At 74.4% G+C, this 14,193-nt stretch carries 13 protein-coding genes; 5 read left to right on the top strand and 8 right to left on the bottom strand.

What is annotated here, in order from left to right:
• The first annotated feature begins 160 nt into the window (after window positions 1–160).
• Genes IF73_RS0103885 through xdhC form a run of 3 tightly spaced genes read left to right on the top strand, consistent with a single transcriptional unit; the run spans window position 161 to window position 4,810 of the window.
• A complete protein-coding gene (locus IF73_RS0103885) occupies window positions 161–1,627 on the top strand; it encodes a xanthine dehydrogenase small subunit (protein WP_031003401.1) in 1,467 nt (488 codons plus the stop codon).
• Entirely contained in the window at window positions 1,624–3,999 is a 2,376-nt protein-coding gene (gene xdhB / locus IF73_RS0103880) for a xanthine dehydrogenase molybdopterin binding subunit (protein WP_037878214.1), read from the top strand. Before IF73_RS0103885 ends, xdhB begins: the two co-directional genes overlap by 4 nt.
• 1 nt (window position 4,000) lies before the next feature.
• A complete protein-coding gene (xdhC, locus tag IF73_RS0103875; RefSeq protein ID WP_031003399.1) occupies window positions 4,001–4,810 on the top strand; it encodes a xanthine dehydrogenase accessory protein XdhC in 810 nt (269 codons plus the stop codon).
• Between the two features lie 139 nt (window positions 4,811–4,949).
• Here xdhC and IF73_RS0103870 read toward each other — a convergent pair whose 3' ends face one another.
• Together IF73_RS0103870 and IF73_RS0103865 are read right to left on the bottom strand one after the other, a co-directional pair.
• On the bottom strand, window positions 4,950–6,143 hold the full coding sequence (locus IF73_RS0103870) for a hypothetical protein (protein ID WP_037878212.1): 1,194 nt from the start codon (window positions 6,141–6,143) through the stop codon (window positions 4,950–4,952).
• A 77-nt stretch (window positions 6,144–6,220) separates the two neighbouring features.
• Window positions 6,221–7,150 (bottom strand): LysR family transcriptional regulator ArgP, encoded by a 930-nt coding sequence (locus IF73_RS0103865; RefSeq protein ID WP_037878210.1) that lies wholly within the window; start codon window positions 7,148–7,150, stop codon window positions 6,221–6,223.
• 69 nt (window positions 7,151–7,219) lie between these two features.
• Here IF73_RS0103865 and IF73_RS0103860 point away from each other — a divergent pair, with 69 nt between their 5' ends.
• Complete coding sequence (locus tag IF73_RS0103860) at window positions 7,220–7,843, top strand: LysE/ArgO family amino acid transporter (protein ID WP_031003396.1); 624 nt, start codon at window positions 7,220–7,222, stop codon at window positions 7,841–7,843.
• A 28-nt stretch (window positions 7,844–7,871) separates the two neighbouring features.
• On the opposite strand, the gene IF73_RS0103855 is transcribed toward IF73_RS0103860, so the two are convergent.
• The 5 genes from IF73_RS0103855 to IF73_RS40895 form a co-directional block, all read right to left on the bottom strand.
• On the bottom strand, window positions 7,872–8,672 hold the full coding sequence (locus IF73_RS0103855; RefSeq protein WP_031003395.1) for an SDR family NAD(P)-dependent oxidoreductase: 801 nt from the start codon (window positions 8,670–8,672) through the stop codon (window positions 7,872–7,874).
• Complete coding sequence (locus IF73_RS0103850; RefSeq protein WP_037878208.1) at window positions 8,669–9,955, bottom strand: cytochrome P450; 1,287 nt, start codon at window positions 9,953–9,955, stop codon at window positions 8,669–8,671. Before IF73_RS0103850 ends, IF73_RS0103855 begins: the two co-directional genes overlap by 4 nt.
• 78 nt (window positions 9,956–10,033) lie before the next feature.
• Window positions 10,034–11,623: a phytoene desaturase family protein gene (locus IF73_RS0103845; protein ID WP_037878206.1), complete on the bottom strand. Its 1,590-nt coding sequence runs from the start codon at window positions 11,621–11,623 to the stop codon at window positions 10,034–10,036.
• Window positions 11,616–12,080, bottom strand: coding sequence for an SRPBCC family protein (locus IF73_RS0103840; protein WP_037878204.1), 465 nt, complete (start codon window positions 12,078–12,080; stop codon window positions 11,616–11,618). Before IF73_RS0103840 ends, IF73_RS0103845 begins: the two co-directional genes overlap by 8 nt.
• An 813-nt stretch (window positions 12,081–12,893) precedes the next feature.
• Window positions 12,894–13,241: a hypothetical protein gene (locus IF73_RS40895; protein WP_158821909.1), complete on the bottom strand. Its 348-nt coding sequence runs from the start codon at window positions 13,239–13,241 to the stop codon at window positions 12,894–12,896.
• On the opposite strand from IF73_RS40895, the gene IF73_RS40890 reads away from it, so the two are divergent.
• A complete protein-coding gene (locus IF73_RS40890; RefSeq protein WP_158821907.1) occupies window positions 13,230–13,406 on the top strand; it encodes a hypothetical protein in 177 nt (58 codons plus the stop codon). The two genes, IF73_RS40895 and IF73_RS40890, sit on opposite strands and share 12 nt — an antisense overlap.
• On the opposite strand, the gene IF73_RS38505 is transcribed toward IF73_RS40890, so the two are convergent.
• On the bottom strand, window positions 13,407–14,162 hold the full coding sequence (locus IF73_RS38505) for a ricin-type beta-trefoil lectin domain protein (RefSeq protein WP_051716511.1): 756 nt from the start codon (window positions 14,160–14,162) through the stop codon (window positions 13,407–13,409). It abuts the gene before it with no gap.
• Window positions 14,163–14,193: the final 31 nt, after the last annotated feature.

The raw sequence follows: 14,193 nt of genomic DNA, 5'->3' as shown, positions 1-14,193 counted from the left end.
GTCTCCCCACTTCCTTCCTTCCCCCGGCACCTCGCTGCCGTGTGCCGTCCCGCGCCCGCTCCCTCTCCACGCTCCCGTGGCGCGTCCCAGAACAGAAAGCCGCCCGAAGAATGATGCCTTTGACGTACGTGTCGACCGAGCGCCGAATCGAGGACCTGACGTGACAGCGGCACGGATCACGGTCAACGGGCAGGACACCCCGATCGCACCTGCCGCCCCCCACACCTCCCTGCTGGACCTCCTGCGCGAGCGCGGTCTCACCGGCACCAAGGAGGGCTGCGCCGAAGGCGAGTGCGGCGCCTGCGCGGTCCTGGTCGCCCGGCCGGGGACGCACGAGGCCACCGACTGGGTGGCCGTCAACGCCTGCCTCCTCCCGGCCGCGTCGCTCGACGGACAGGAGGTCGTCACCTCCGAAGGGCTCGCCCCCACCACCGGCGTCGGCGACACCTGCGCGCTGCACCCGGTGCAGGCGGAGATGGCGGCCCGCGGCGGCTCCCAGTGCGGCTACTGCACACCGGGTTTCGTCTGCAGCATGGCCGCCGAGTACTACCGCCCCGACCGCCGGCCGCACGCGGACCCGGCCGGCCCCGGCGGCGACCCCGAGCACGGTCCCAACGGTTTCGACCTCCACGCGCTGAGCGGCAACCTGTGCCGGTGCACCGGCTACCGCCCCATCCGCGACGCCGCGTTCGCCGTCGGCACGCCCGCCGAGGACGACCCCCTGGCCCGGCGCCGGGAGCAGTCCCCGCCGGAACCGGTGGCCACCACGTACACCCGGGACGGCAGCACGTACCTGCGGAAGAGCACCCTGGACGAGACCCTGCGGCTGCTGCGCGAGCGCCCCGACGCGGTGGTGGTCGCCGGCTCGACCGACTGGGGCGTCGAGGTCAACATCCGGTCCCGGCGGGCGGACTGCGTCGTCGCCGTCGACCGGCTGCCCGAACTCCGCGAGCTTCGGGTCGCGTCCGACCACATCGAGATCGGGGCGGCACTGACGCTCACCGAGATCGAACGCCGCCTCGGCGGAGCCGTACCCCTCCTCGCCGCGCTCCTCCCGCAGTTCGCGTCCCGGCTGATCCGCAACGGCGCGACCCTCGGCGGCAACCTGGGGACCGGATCCCCCATCGGCGACAGCCCGCCGGCCCTGCTCGCGCTGGAGGCGTCGGTGCTGCTCGCCGACGCCGACGGCGAGCGCGAGGTCCCGCTGGCGGAGTACTTCACCGGCTACCGGCAGAGCGTGCGCCGGCCCGGCGAGCTGATCCGCGCGGTCCGCGTCCCGCTGCCCCTGTCGCCGGTCACCGCCTTCCACAAGATCGCCAAGCGGCGCTTCGACGACATCTCCAGCGTGGCCGTCGCCTTCGCCCTCGACATCGTGGACGGGACCGTCCGCAAGGCCCGCATCGGCCTGGGCGGCGTGGCGGCCACCCCGATCCGCGCCCTCGCCGCCGAGGCGGCCCTGGAGGGCGAGCCGTGGACGGCGGAGACCGTCGAGGCCGCGGCCCGGGTGCTGCGGACCGAGGGCACCCCCCTGGACGACCATCGCGCGAGCGCCGCCTACCGCGCCGAGATGCTCGGCCAGAGCCTGAGAAAGCTGTACGCGCGAGCCACCGAGGCGGTGTCGTCATGAGCCGGTTGTCCGAACGTCCCGAGAACCCCGTCGTCGGCGTCTCGATGCCCCACGAGAGCGCCCACCTGCACGTCACGGGCGCCGCCCTATACACCGACGACCTGGTGCACCGCACCAAGGACGTGCTGCACGCCCATCCCGTCCAGGTCATGAAGGCCCACGGCAGGATCACCGCGCTGCGCACCGCGCCCGCGCTCGCCGTGCCCGGCGTGGTCCGCGTGCTGACCGGCGCCGACGTGCCCGGGGTCAACGACGCCGGGATGAAGCACGACGAACCGCTCTTCCCCGACGAGGTCATGTTCCACGGCCACGCGGTGGCCTGGGTGCTCGGCGAGACCCTGGAGGCGGCGCGTCTCGGCGCGGCAGCCGTCGAGGTGGAGCTCGACGAACTGCCCTCCGTGATCGCCCTGCGGGACGCGATCGCGGCGGACAGCTTCCACGGCGCCCGCCCCGAGCTCCTCACCGGCGACGTCGACGCCGGCTTCGCCGACTCCGCGCACGTCTTCTCGGGCGAGTTCGAGTTCTCCGACCAGGAGCACTTCTACCTGGAGACGCACGCCGCGCTGGCCCTCGTCGACGAGAACGGGCAGGTGTTCGTCCAGAGCAGCACCCAACACCCCTCGGAGACACAGGAGATCGTCGCGCACGTCCTCGGCGTTCCCAGCCACGAGGTGACCGTGCAGTGCCTGCGGATGGGCGGCGGCTTCGGCGGCAAGGAGATGCAGCCGCACGGCTTCGCGGCCGTCGCCGCGCTCGGCGCCAGGCTGACCGGCCGACCGGTCCGGGTGCGCCTCACCCGGACCCAGGACCTGACCATGTCCGGCAAGCGCCACGGCTTCCACGCCGCGTGGCGGATCGGCTTCGACGCCGACGGCCGCGTCCAGGCCCTGGACGCCACCCTGACCGCGGACGGCGGCTGGAGCCTGGACCTCTCCGAGCCGGTGGTCGCCCGCGCGCTCTGCCACATCGACAACACCTACTGGATCCCGAACGCCCGCGTCACCGGCCGCATCGCCAAGACCCACAAGGTCTCCAACACCGCCTTCCGCGGCTTCGGCGGCCCCCAGGGCATGCTGGTGATCGAGGACATCATGGGCAGGTGCGCCCCGCTCCTCGGCCTCGACCCGATGGAGCTGCGGGAGCGCAACTTCTACCGGCCCGGGCAGGGGCAGACGACACCGTACGGACAGCCGGTCAGCCAGCCCGAGCGGATCAGCACCGTCTGGCGGCAGGTGCGGTCCGACGGTGACGTCGACCACCGCCGGCGCGAGATCGCGGCGTTCAACGCCGCGCACCCGCACACCAAGCGCGGCCTCGCGGTCACCGGCATCAAGTTCGGCATCTCGTTCAACCTCACCGCCTTCAACCAGGCGGGCGCGCTGGTGCTGATCTACAAGGACGGCTCCGTCCTGATCAACCACGGCGGAACCGAGATGGGCCAGGGCCTCCACACCAAGATGCTGCAGGTGGCGACGACCACCCTGGGCATCCCGCCGCACAGGGTCCGCCTCGCCCCGACCCGTACCGACAAGGTGCCCAACACCTCGGCCACCGCCGCCAGTTCCGGAGCGGACCTGAACGGCGCCGCGGTGAAGAACGCCTGCGAGCAGCTGCGCGACCGGCTGACGCAGGTGGCCGCCACCCGCCTGGGAGCGAACGCCTCGGACGTCCGCATCGTCGAGGGAGTCGCGCGGGTCCTCGGCAAGGACGAGGAACTGGCCTGGGACGAGCTGGTGCGCACCGCGTACCTCCAGCGGGTGCAGCTGTCGGCGGCCGGCTTCTACCGGACCGAGGGCCTGCACTGGGACGCGCGGACGTTCAGGGGCTCGCCGTTCAAGTACTTCTCCTACGGCGCCGCGGCGGCCGAGGTCGAGGTGGACGGCTTCACCGGCGCGTACCGGATCCGGCGGGTGGACATCGTGCACGACGTCGGCGACAGCCTCTCCCCGATGATCGACATCGGCCAGGTCGAGGGCGGCTTCGTACAGGGCGCGGGCTGGCTGACCCTGGAGGACCTGCGCTGGGACACCGGCGACGGGCCGGACCGCGGCCGGCTGCTGACGCAGGCGGCGAGCACGTACAAGCTGCCCAGCTTCTCGGAGATGCCCGAGGAGTTCCACGTCCGGCTCCTCGAGAACGCCACCGAGGAAGGAGCCGTCTACGGTTCCAAGGCCGTGGGCGAGCCGCCCCTCATGCTGGCGTTCTCGGTGCGCGAGGCGCTGCGGCAGGCCGCCGCGGCGTTCGGGCCCGCCGGAGCGAGCGTGGAACTCGCCTCGCCCGCCACGCCGGAGGCGGTGTACTGGGCGATCCAGGCGGCCCGCGCCGCGGACCCCTCCCCGGACGCCGAGGCCGAAGTGTCGCACCGTGCCTGACATGACCTGGGTCACCGCGGTCGCGGGGCTGCGAGCACGCCGGGAGCCCGGCGTGCTCGTGACCGTCGCGACCGTGCGCGGCCACGCCCCCCGCAAGGCCGGCGCGAAACTCGTCGTGGGTCCGACCGGTACGTGGGGCTCGATCGGCGGCGGCAACGTCGAGGCCGTCGCCGTCGACCGGGCCCGGGAGCTGATGGCCGCGTCCGCCTCCGAACCGGAGCTGCTCGACTTCGCCCTGAACGACAAGGTGACCAACCGGCACGGCGTCCAGTGCTGCGGCGGCACGGTGTCGGTGCTGCTCGAACCCCTCCCGGTGGTACGGGCGGTGGCCGTCTTCGGCGTCGGACACGTCGGGACGGAACTGGCGCGGATCCTGGCGCGTCAGGACCTCGACCTCCATCTGGTCGACAGCCGGGAGGACGTCCTCGCCGAGGAGCGGCTCGCCGCCCTCACGGACGCCGTCGCGCGGATACGGGTGCACCACACGCCCCTGCTGCCCGAGGAGGTCCTCGCGGAACTCCCGCAGGGCACGCACGTCCTGATCATGACGCACGACCACGCGGAGGACGCCGCCCTGTGCGACGCGGCCCTGCGCACACCGCACCTCGGCTCCATCGGCCTGATCGGGTCGGCGGCCAAGTGGGCGCGGTTCCGCGCCCGTCTCCTCACGGAGGGGGGCCACGACGAGGCCACCGTCGACCGGATCAAGACGCCGATCGGACTGCCCGACATCACCGGCAAGGAACCCGCGACCATCGCCGTGAGCGTCGCCGCCGACCTGCTCCGCACCTTCGAGACGGAGGCCACCTGACGGTCGGACGTGCCCGCCGGCCGGACGTCCCGTACGTCGGCGCCGTCACGGCAGGACGACCTCGCGGGCCGGCCGACGCCGGCGCGCCGGGCCAGCCGGGTCGTGGCCCGCGACCTCGTGGTCGTCCCGCAGCCGCGTCTCACCGGCCGGGCGGCGGCTGCCCGACCTCCGTCTCCGGCGCCGGGCCGTTCGGGCCGCGGAAGCGGGCGAACGCCTTTCCGAAGCTCTTCCAGGGCGAGTCGTCCTGCCTGGTCGCCGCGGGCGGTGCCGTCCGGACGGGGCCCTCGCCGCCGTTCGCCGCGGCGAGGGCTTCCAGCGCCGCCTCGGCGGCCTCCCGGTACGCGTCGCAGGACGTGGTCATGGCCTCGAGCGCCTTGGCGTACCGGGTGACCATGGCCTGCGCGTGCGCCAGTTCCTCGGCCGGGGTGAGCAGGTGCCAGCCCTGGCGCAGCCGCGTCAGGGCCTGCTCGGCCTCGGCCGGCATCGGCTGGGGCAGGGCGGCGAACTCCTCGATCTTGCGGATGAGTTCGGTCGGCTCCGTACCGTCCAGGAACACGTTGCGCACCGTGAAGCGCTCCTCGTCGTCCTCCGGCGGGCGCGGTGCCGGGGGCAGGACGACGGCGCCGCCGCGCGGCAGCCCCACACCCAGCTCACGCCTCATCACGAAGTCGGCGATCAGGGCCTGTTCGGGCGTGGCCCGGTGCTCGACCACCCGGTGGCGCAGGCCGGGCGGCAGGAACGCCGTGACCGGCCGGCGGCCCAGCGCGTCCGGCGTCATCGCCTCGTGCACCACGACGTGGATGAACCAGCTCTGCCGGATGCAGGCCCGCAGCAGGCGCCGCAGGTCGTCGTCGTCCTTCGGCAGGTGGTTCGGCGTCCGCAGCCGCACACCCGGGACCGTCTCGTGGTCCCACGCGACCTGGTCGCTGTCGGGCCAGAAGACGGTGGCCGGCGAGGGCCAGCTCGCCTCCCACGCCCGCTCGGCCTCGGCGGCGAGGACCCAGAGGACGCCCTCGCGCTTCATGGCGCGGGACTCCGGCTGGTACGTGGTCAGTTGGGCCCGCACCGTCACGTCGTCGGCCACGCGCCAGCGGGCCTCGAAGAGGCGGCGGGCGGAGGGGCCGGGGTCGGCGGACTCGTCCCGGGGGTACAGGTCGGTGGAGCGCGCCGCCTCGACGGGGTCGAGATCCAGGAAGTCGTCGATCACCCGGGCCGCCTTGAGGGCGATCAGGTTGCGCCGGACGTCCTGCTCGGGCTCGGGCCCGAGGTGACGCCCGCGCCCGACCCAGGCGGTGTCGGGGACGGTGGTCGATGAGGTCGTGTTCTTGGCCATGGAACCGTTCGGTGGGCGATGGCGATCAGGGCCTGACCAGTATGGTCCGCGGCCCGGGGGAAGGACGAGGCGACCCGTCACACCGGGCCGGCGGGCGCGCCGCTCGCCCGACCGGTCAGCAGCGCCTCCGCGGCGGCCGTCGCCACCACCTCGGCCACGGTGGACAGGGCGGGCGAGTCGAGCTTCCACTGCTGCCAGTACAGCGGGACGTCCATGGGCCGCCCCGGCGCCAGCTCCACCAGCCGCCCCGAGCGCAACAGCGGCTCCGCCTGCGGCTCGGGCACCATGCCCCAGCCGAGGCCGAACGCCACCGCGTCCCGGAACCCGTCGGAGGTCGGCACCAGATGGCGCACGGGCCCCGCGCCCCACCGGCCCCCGGTGAGCGACTGCACGAAGGCGTCCTGCAGGCGGTCACGCCGGTCGAAGACCACCGTCGGCGCCTCGCGCAGCGCCTCCGGCAGGGGCCCGGCGAGATGGGCGGCGGCGAACCCGGGCGTGGCCGCCGCCCGGTAGCGGGCCAGGCCGAGCCGCCGTACCGTGCAGCCGGCCACCGGGTCGGGGGACGACGTGACGGCCGCCATCACCTGCCCCTCGCGCAGCAGGGCGGTGGTGTGGGCCTCGTCCTCGCGGTGGAGCTCGAAACAGATCGGCGGATCCTGCGGCACCCGGGTCAGCGCGGGCAGGAACCAGGTGGCCAGCGAGTCGGCGTTCACCGCGATCGGCACCCGGACCGGCCCGGGCTCGGCCGCCAGGCCCAGCTCGGCGCGCGCGTCCCGCTCCAGCCGGGCCAGCTGGCGGGCGAACCGCACCACCACCTCGCCGGACTCGGTGGGACGCACCGGCTTGGTGCGCATCAGCAGCACCCGGCCGGTGCGCTGCTCCAACGCCTTGACGCGCTGGCTGACGGCGGACGGCGTCACGTGCAGGGCCGCGGCCGCGGCGTCGAAGGTGCCCTCGTCGACCACCGCGAGCAGTGTCCGCACCTGGTCCAGGGGAAGCTCATCCATAAGTACGGCTAAGGGTACCTAAGAATCTTTAGCTGTACTCATCGGCTGACGGTTCCTACGGTCGCATTCATGACCAGCAGCCTCCTCGCCGCCGTACTCGCCGGTTTCGGAACCGGACTCTCCCTCATCGTCGCCATCGGCGCCCAGAACGCCTTCGTCCTGCGCCAGGGCGCCCGCCGCCACGCGGTCCTCGCCGTGGTCGCGATCTGCGCCGTCTCGGACGCGGTCCTGATCGCCCTCGGCGTGGCCGGCGTCGGCGCGGTCGTCACGGCGTGGCCGGCCGCGCTGACCGTCGTGGGCCTGGCCGGCGGGGCGTTCCTGCTCGCCTACGGCTTCCTCGCCGCCCGGCGCGTCCTGCGCCCCGACGCCTCCGCCGCCCTCACCGCCGGCGGCCCCGACGCCGGCTCGGCCCGCCGGGCCGTCCTCACCTGCCTGGCGATGACGTGGCTGAACCCGCACGTGTACCTCGACACCGTCCTGCTCCTGGGCTCGCTCGCCTCCGACCGCGGCGACCTGCGCTGGGCCTTCGGCGTCGGCGCGGCCCTGGCCAGCCTGACCTGGTTCTTCGCCCTGGGCTTCGGCGCCCGGCTCCTCAGCGGCATCCTGTCCCGCCCGAAGGCATGGCGCGTCCTGGACGGCCTGGTCGCGGCGACCATGCTGACGATGGGCGGCATGCTGGTGGCCGGCGCCTGACGCGCGCCGCGGCAGGCCGCGAGACGCTTCAGCGGTCCGCGGATCCGGGTTCGGCCATGCGGCGGTGGACCGCTGCCTTGACGCTGTCGGGCAGCACCTTGTTGGCCAGCGCCTGCGCCTTGGTCTTCAGCGAGCCGGCGACGACCTTGTCCCTGCCGGCGAAGAGGGCGTCGAGACCCTGCGCGGCCACCTGGGCGGGATCGGCCTTCCGGCTCCGGCCGACCTTGGTGTCGTCCATGTCGGCGCGGTGGAAGCAGTCGGTCTCGGTGGGGCCGGGCATCAAGGCGGTCACCGTCAGCGGCGTGTCCTTGAGCTCGTTCTGCAACGCCTGGGAGAAGGACTGCAGGAACGACTTCGACGCGTTGTACACGGAGTGGAACGGGCCCGGCATGGCGGAGGCGACGGACGAGGTGATCAACACCCGTCCCTCGCCCGCCGCGGCCATCGACCGCAGCAGCCGCTTGGCCAGGTGCACCGTGGAGCGGACGTTCAGATCGATGATCTCGAACTCGTCCTCCAGCTCGGTGTCGAGGAAGGCCCCGCCCTCCCCGACGCCGGCGTTGAGCACCGCGACCGCCACCGGACGCCCGGTGGCGGCCACCGCCGCCACGAGACGCTCCGCCTCCGCGTAGCTGCGCAGGTCGGCCCGGACCGGCTGCACGTGCGCTCCGGTGCGTCGGCTGATCTCCTCCGCCGCGGGCCGCAGCCGTTCCTCGTCGGCCGAGTTCACGATCAGGTCGAAGCCCCGCTCGGCGAGCTGCCGGGCGAGCTCGAACCCGATGCCACTCGACGCGCCCGTCACGATCGCGAGTTCTCGGTTCTGGGTCATGCACCGCGCCTACCCGCAGGGGGCCCGCCATGCCCCCGCACACGCAGCTCGACACCGTTGCCGGGGAGGGTGGGGACGCGGCACAGCGGGATGGCGAGGTCCTGCTCGGGGACGTCGTAGTCGAGCCGTGCGAGTTCCGTCGCGAGGACCGCGAGCACCGTGACGGTGATGTCCTCGCCCGGGCACCGATGGCCGCGGGACGCGTCCCCGCCCCCCTGGGGGACGAGGACGTCCAGCGGGTTCCGCGGCCGGCCGGGGCTGGTGAACCGGTGCGGATCGAATCGGTACGGGTGCTCCCACAGGACCGGATCGTGGTTCTGGCCGTACAGGTCGAGCAGGACCAGGGTGTCCCGGGGGATGCCCTCACCGCGCCACGTCAGGTCCTGTGCCGCGAGCCCTCCCACGAACGGGGCGAACGGGTAGAAGCGGCGCACCTCGTGCGCGAACGCTTCGGCGTGCGCGCCGGAGGCGTCGGCGCGCAGCAGGTCGCGATGGGCGGGCCACCGGTGCAGGGCATGGGCCGCGAAGGCGGCGAACCAGGCGATGGCGACGGTGGGCCGGATGATGTTCAGCATCTCGACCGCGGCGGTCGCGGGGGAGAGGAGCGCCCCGTCCCGGTCCCGGTGCCAGGCCACCGTCTGCAGCACCGAACCCCCGGTGTCCGCCTCCGGGGTCCGGCGCGCCTCCGTGACCAGGTCGGCGAAGGCCCGCTCCTGGCGGCGACGGGCCCGGCGGGCGCGGAGGTGGCGGGGGCCGGGAGCGGCGAATCCGTCGACCATGGCGGTGCAGTCACGGGCCAGCCCGGCGGTCGCCTCGTCGGAGAGCGGCACGCCCGCCCAGTCCCGGACGGCGAGGGCGAGGACACGGGCGGCCTCCTCGAAGAGCACGACGTGCTGTCCCCGTCGGGCGGCCATCGCCTCCCGCCAGCGCCGGCCGACGGTCCGGCCCAGCGCGGCGACGCCGGCGTCCTCCGTGAGGAGGGCCACGAACAGCGCCTTCCGCACCCGGTGTGCCTCACCGTCGAGCGTGTGGACGGCACCTCGGCCGAACAGCGTGTCGAGGACGGGGCCGGGGAGGGCCCCGGTCCGCACGACGTGCTTCTCGTCGTAGAAGAAGGCGGCGGCTTCGGGGCCGCGCAGGGCGACGGCGGGCCGGCCGAGCAGGCGGCAGCGGACGCTGCCGTCGAGGCTGTGGCGCATCCGGTCGGGCAGCCACGCGTAGCCCTGGGCGAGCAGCCCGAGCGTGCTGTCCGTCCACGGCGCGACGTTCCTGGAGGGGCTCATGGGAGGCGCGTACCCGGTGCGGCACCGCGGACACGCCTCCGGTGACCGCCGCCACCCGTACGGGGCGGCCGGCGGACGTCAGTCGCGTCGGGCACGGTGGAGCGGGGTGCGCGGGCCGTGCCGCCGCAGGGCGGCGCGGGCGGCGTTCGCACCGGGCGCGCCGTGGACTCCTCCGCCGGGGTGGGCGGCGGCGGAGGCGAGGTAGAGGTGCCTGACGGGGGTCTCGGGCCGGCCGGTCCCCGGGACGGGGCGGAAGACCGTCTGCTGGTGCAGGGCCGCGGTCCCGTTGTTGACGGCTCCGTTGTGGAGGTTCTGGTCCATGCGCTGGAGAGTGGTCGGGGCCAGGATCCGGCGGGCGGCGATCAGGGCGCGGAAGCCGGGTGCGAAGCGTTCCACCTGTGCCTCGACGCGCGCGGCCATGGCCTCCTGCTCACGGGCGTCCCAGCGGCCGGTGACGCCGTCGGGGCCGGCGTCGGCGGTGATGTGCTGCGGGAGGTGGGTGTAGGCCCACGCGGACTCCGTGCCCGCGGGGGAGCGGCTGGGATCGGCCGTGGTCATCTGGCCGAAGAGGACGAACGGTTCGTCGGGGACGTGCCCGGTGGCGATCTGCGCGGCGAACCGGGTCAGGCCGTCGACGCCGTCGGCCAGGTGTACGGTGCCCGCCCCGACGGCCCCCTGCGCGGTCCACGGGACCGGGCCGGTCAGCGCCCAGTCGACCTTGAACGTGGCCGAGTCCCACTGGAAGCGCTCCAGGTCCCTCAGCAGGCGGGCGGACAGGTGCTCCTCGCCCACGAGGTCCCGGTAGAGGGCCGGTGCCGACGTGTCGGCCAGCACGGCCCGCCGAGCCCTGACGCCTTCCCCGCCCGCGGTGACGACCCCGACCGCCGTACCCCCGCGCACGACGACGGACGTGACCGGCTCCCCGCACCGCAGCACACCGCCCCGACGGCGCAGACGGTGCACCAGGGCCGCCGTGAGGGCCCCGGCGCCACCGACCGGGACCGGAAAGCCGTGGCTCTGGCCGAGCATCGACATCAGCCAGCCGAAGCCGCCGCTGCCCGCCGCCTCCGGAGCCAGGTCGGCGTGCAGCGCGTTGCCCGCCAGCAGCAGCCGGCCGCCCTCCCCGCGGAACTCCTCCTCGCCCAGACGCCGGACGGGCAGCGTCAGGCTGCGGGCCAGCCGCAGCCCGCCGGCGGCCCGGAACCGGCCCGCCAGGCGCAGCCCGGCCCGGACGGGTGGGAAGGGGGTGAAGAGGGCCGAGATCAGGGCGGGCTCCAGCGTGCGCCAGCTGTCGTACATGCGCTGCCAGGCGGCCGCGTCGGCGGCCGCGAACCCGGCGAGCCCCGCGCAGGTGTCCGGGGCCTCGCGTTCGAGCACGGCGCAGCGGCCGTCCGGCAGGGGGTGGGCCAGGACCCGCGGGGCGCGGCTCCAGCGCAGGCCCTCCGAGCCCAGGTCGAGGGCGGCGAGGAGGGGGGAGGCGGCCGCGAGGGGGTAGAAGGCGCTGAACAGGTCCGAGACGTAGTCCGGGTGGACGCCGCGGTCGCTGCGGACCGCGCCCCCGGGGACGTCCTGCGCCTCCAGGACCTCCACGCTCCATCCCGCGTCGGCGAGCAGGTTCGCGGCCACGAGCCCGTTGGGGCCCGCGCCGATCACCACCGCGTCAGGCACGGCCGGCCCTCGTGCGATCCCGCTCCTCCCGGTGCTCGACGACCTCGGCCAGGCGGGCCAGCATGCTCCGGTGCCGGAGCTGGAGCGCCGCCTCGCTCACGCCGTTGTGCAGGACCTGGCCGGGTCCGCGCAGCGGGTGCTCGTCGCAGACGACGAGCGTCTCCTCGCCCCACGGGCGGAGCCGGAGGAAGATCCGCGCCGTGCCGAGCCGTCCGAAAGCGGCCTCCAGCTCCAGCTCCCGGACGAGCTCCTGGTGACGTACGGTCGTCGTCCCTTCGGCGGACCAGGGCCCCAGCCGTACGGTGTACCGGATGCGGGAGCCGACCTCGGGCCAGGACCCGTCCAGGGGCTCGGAACGCGACGTTCCCACCACCCACTCGCCGTACAGTGCCGGATCCGCGAGCACGGCCCACACCGCGGCGGGAGCGTGCCGGATGAGCTGATGACGGACGGCCATGAGGAGTCCTCCTGAGTCGATCAGCGGCTGGGCTGCCCCCGACCGTGGGCGGGGCGTCGCGTCGCCGCTGTTCCGCCGGGTTCACGCCCGGGCGTCTACCCCCGCACGGGGCGCCACACCCCCGGGATCCGTGCGGCACCCGCCGCTTCCGCAGCGTCGACGGGCATTACCTGACGGGTAATCGCCCCCCACCCCCTCGACCGGCAGGGTGATCACACCGGGGCGGCAGCGCCCCGGCGGGAAGCCGCACGAGACACACAAGGGGTGAGCCATGGGTACGGGCCGACGGACGACGGTGAGCATCGCGGTGGTGGCGGCGCTGGTCGCGGGGAGCGTGGTCACCGCTTCCGCGGGGGCGGAGCCCGGCGGGGTCGTGGCCGCCGGCCAGGCGGACTGCCCGGAGGCGCGGGCGAGGGTGGAGCGGCTCGAAGGGCGTCTCACCCCCAACACCTGCGCCTTCCTGCGGCGGCAGATCACCTTCGGCGAGATGCCCACCGGCACCCCGCCCGCCCCCGGCGGGGACGGCCACCCCCGGGTCGCCGCCTACCTCGACATCTTCGACCCCGACGCCTCCCTCTGGGAGGCCGGCTCCGCCGCGCAGCGCGGCCCCGCCGTCATCGGCGCCTCCATCGCGAACTCCCTGCGCCTCGTCCCGAGCCTCAGCTACGAAGGCACCGACGTGGTCGCCGACGGCAGCACCGTCGTCTTCGGCCAGCGCAACGAGGTCACCCTCAAGGGCCGTACCGTCGTCTACCCGCAGATCGCCCGGAACGTCCTCGGCGACGACGGCCGCACGATCCAGGCCCGCCGCTACTACGACCGCGCCGTCCTCTTCCAGGACACGCTGCCCGACACCGCGCCCCCGGCCCTCTTCGCCGGCGTCGCCGACTCCGGCACCGGGCCCCGGCCGCCGCGCCCGCCGCCCCCCGCTTCCGGGCGGGCGAGGTCCCCGCCCGCCTCGCCGCCTGGAACGCCGGGGACACCGGCGCCCTCCTCGGCCGCCTGCCCGGCGCCCGCCTCGCGGGCCCCGGCCTCGCCGCCCCGCTCGCCACCGACGCCGGACGGCGCGCCTACCTGGAGCGGCTGTTCTCCGCGGCCGACCTGCGGCTGCGGGCCGGGCAGGTCGCCGTCGGCGCCACCACGACGTATGTGGAGTGGCACGGCACCGCCACCGTGCACGACGGCACCGCGACCCGGACCGGCGTCCCCTTCGGGATCGTGGAGCGCTTCGGCCCGGGCGGGGAGTGGGAGCTGTACTTCGACACGCTGCCGCTGGTCGCGGACCAGGACGAGATCCGCGAGCTGTTCCGGCGGCTGGCGTCCTAGTCAGACGGGCAGGTTCCAGAGCTGGTTCGAGGTGGCGTTGCAGTCCCAGATCTGCACGACGTTGCCGTTGGTGGTGTCGTAGCCCCGGATGTCCAGGCAGCGGCCGGACTTCGTGTTGACGATCGCTCCGTCGCTCCGGACCCACCACTGCTGGGCGATGTTGCCGTTGCAGGGGCCGGTGTGCACCTGGGTGCCGTTGTCGGTCCGGCCGTTCCAGATGTCCAGGCACACGCCGACGGCGCGGAGGGTGCCGTCGGTGCCGATCTTCCACCGCTGGTTGACGTTGCCGAGACAGTCCCAGATCTGCGTGGGCGTCTTGTTGGCCATGCTGCCGCCGCGCACGTCCAGGCACTTGCCCCCGAGGCCGGTGACCTGCCCGACCGGGCCGGGCGGGACGGCGGACCCGAACGAGACGCCGCCCGCCCACCACGTGCTCGTGCCGAAGCAGCTCGCCGAGTGGGTGCCGTCGCCGGCGACCCAGCTGCTCCACGCCGGCGAGAAGACGTACGAGTTGGTGGTGAAGTCCCACGCCATGCACGTGCCGCCGACGGTCCAGGTCTGCATCGGGTCGAGGCCGGTGCAGGTGGCGGACATGCCGCCCGAGGTGCAGCTGCCGACGCCGCCGGGGCCCGGGACGGTCGTCGCCGCGGACCGCGCGGTGACGGCGGGGCTCTCGGCCGCGCTCGCGGCGGGCGCGGAGAGCGCGGCGGCTCCCGTGAGCAGGGCGGTGGCTAACAGTGCGGCGATACGGCGCATCGAAGGTCCTTACGGAGACGGGGAACCGGGC

This window comes from Streptomyces sp. NRRL F-5727, assembly GCF_000719555.1.
Taxonomy (GTDB): domain Bacteria; phylum Actinomycetota; class Actinomycetes; order Streptomycetales; family Streptomycetaceae; genus Streptomyces.
This window is presented reverse-complemented; position numbering and strand designations above follow the sequence as displayed.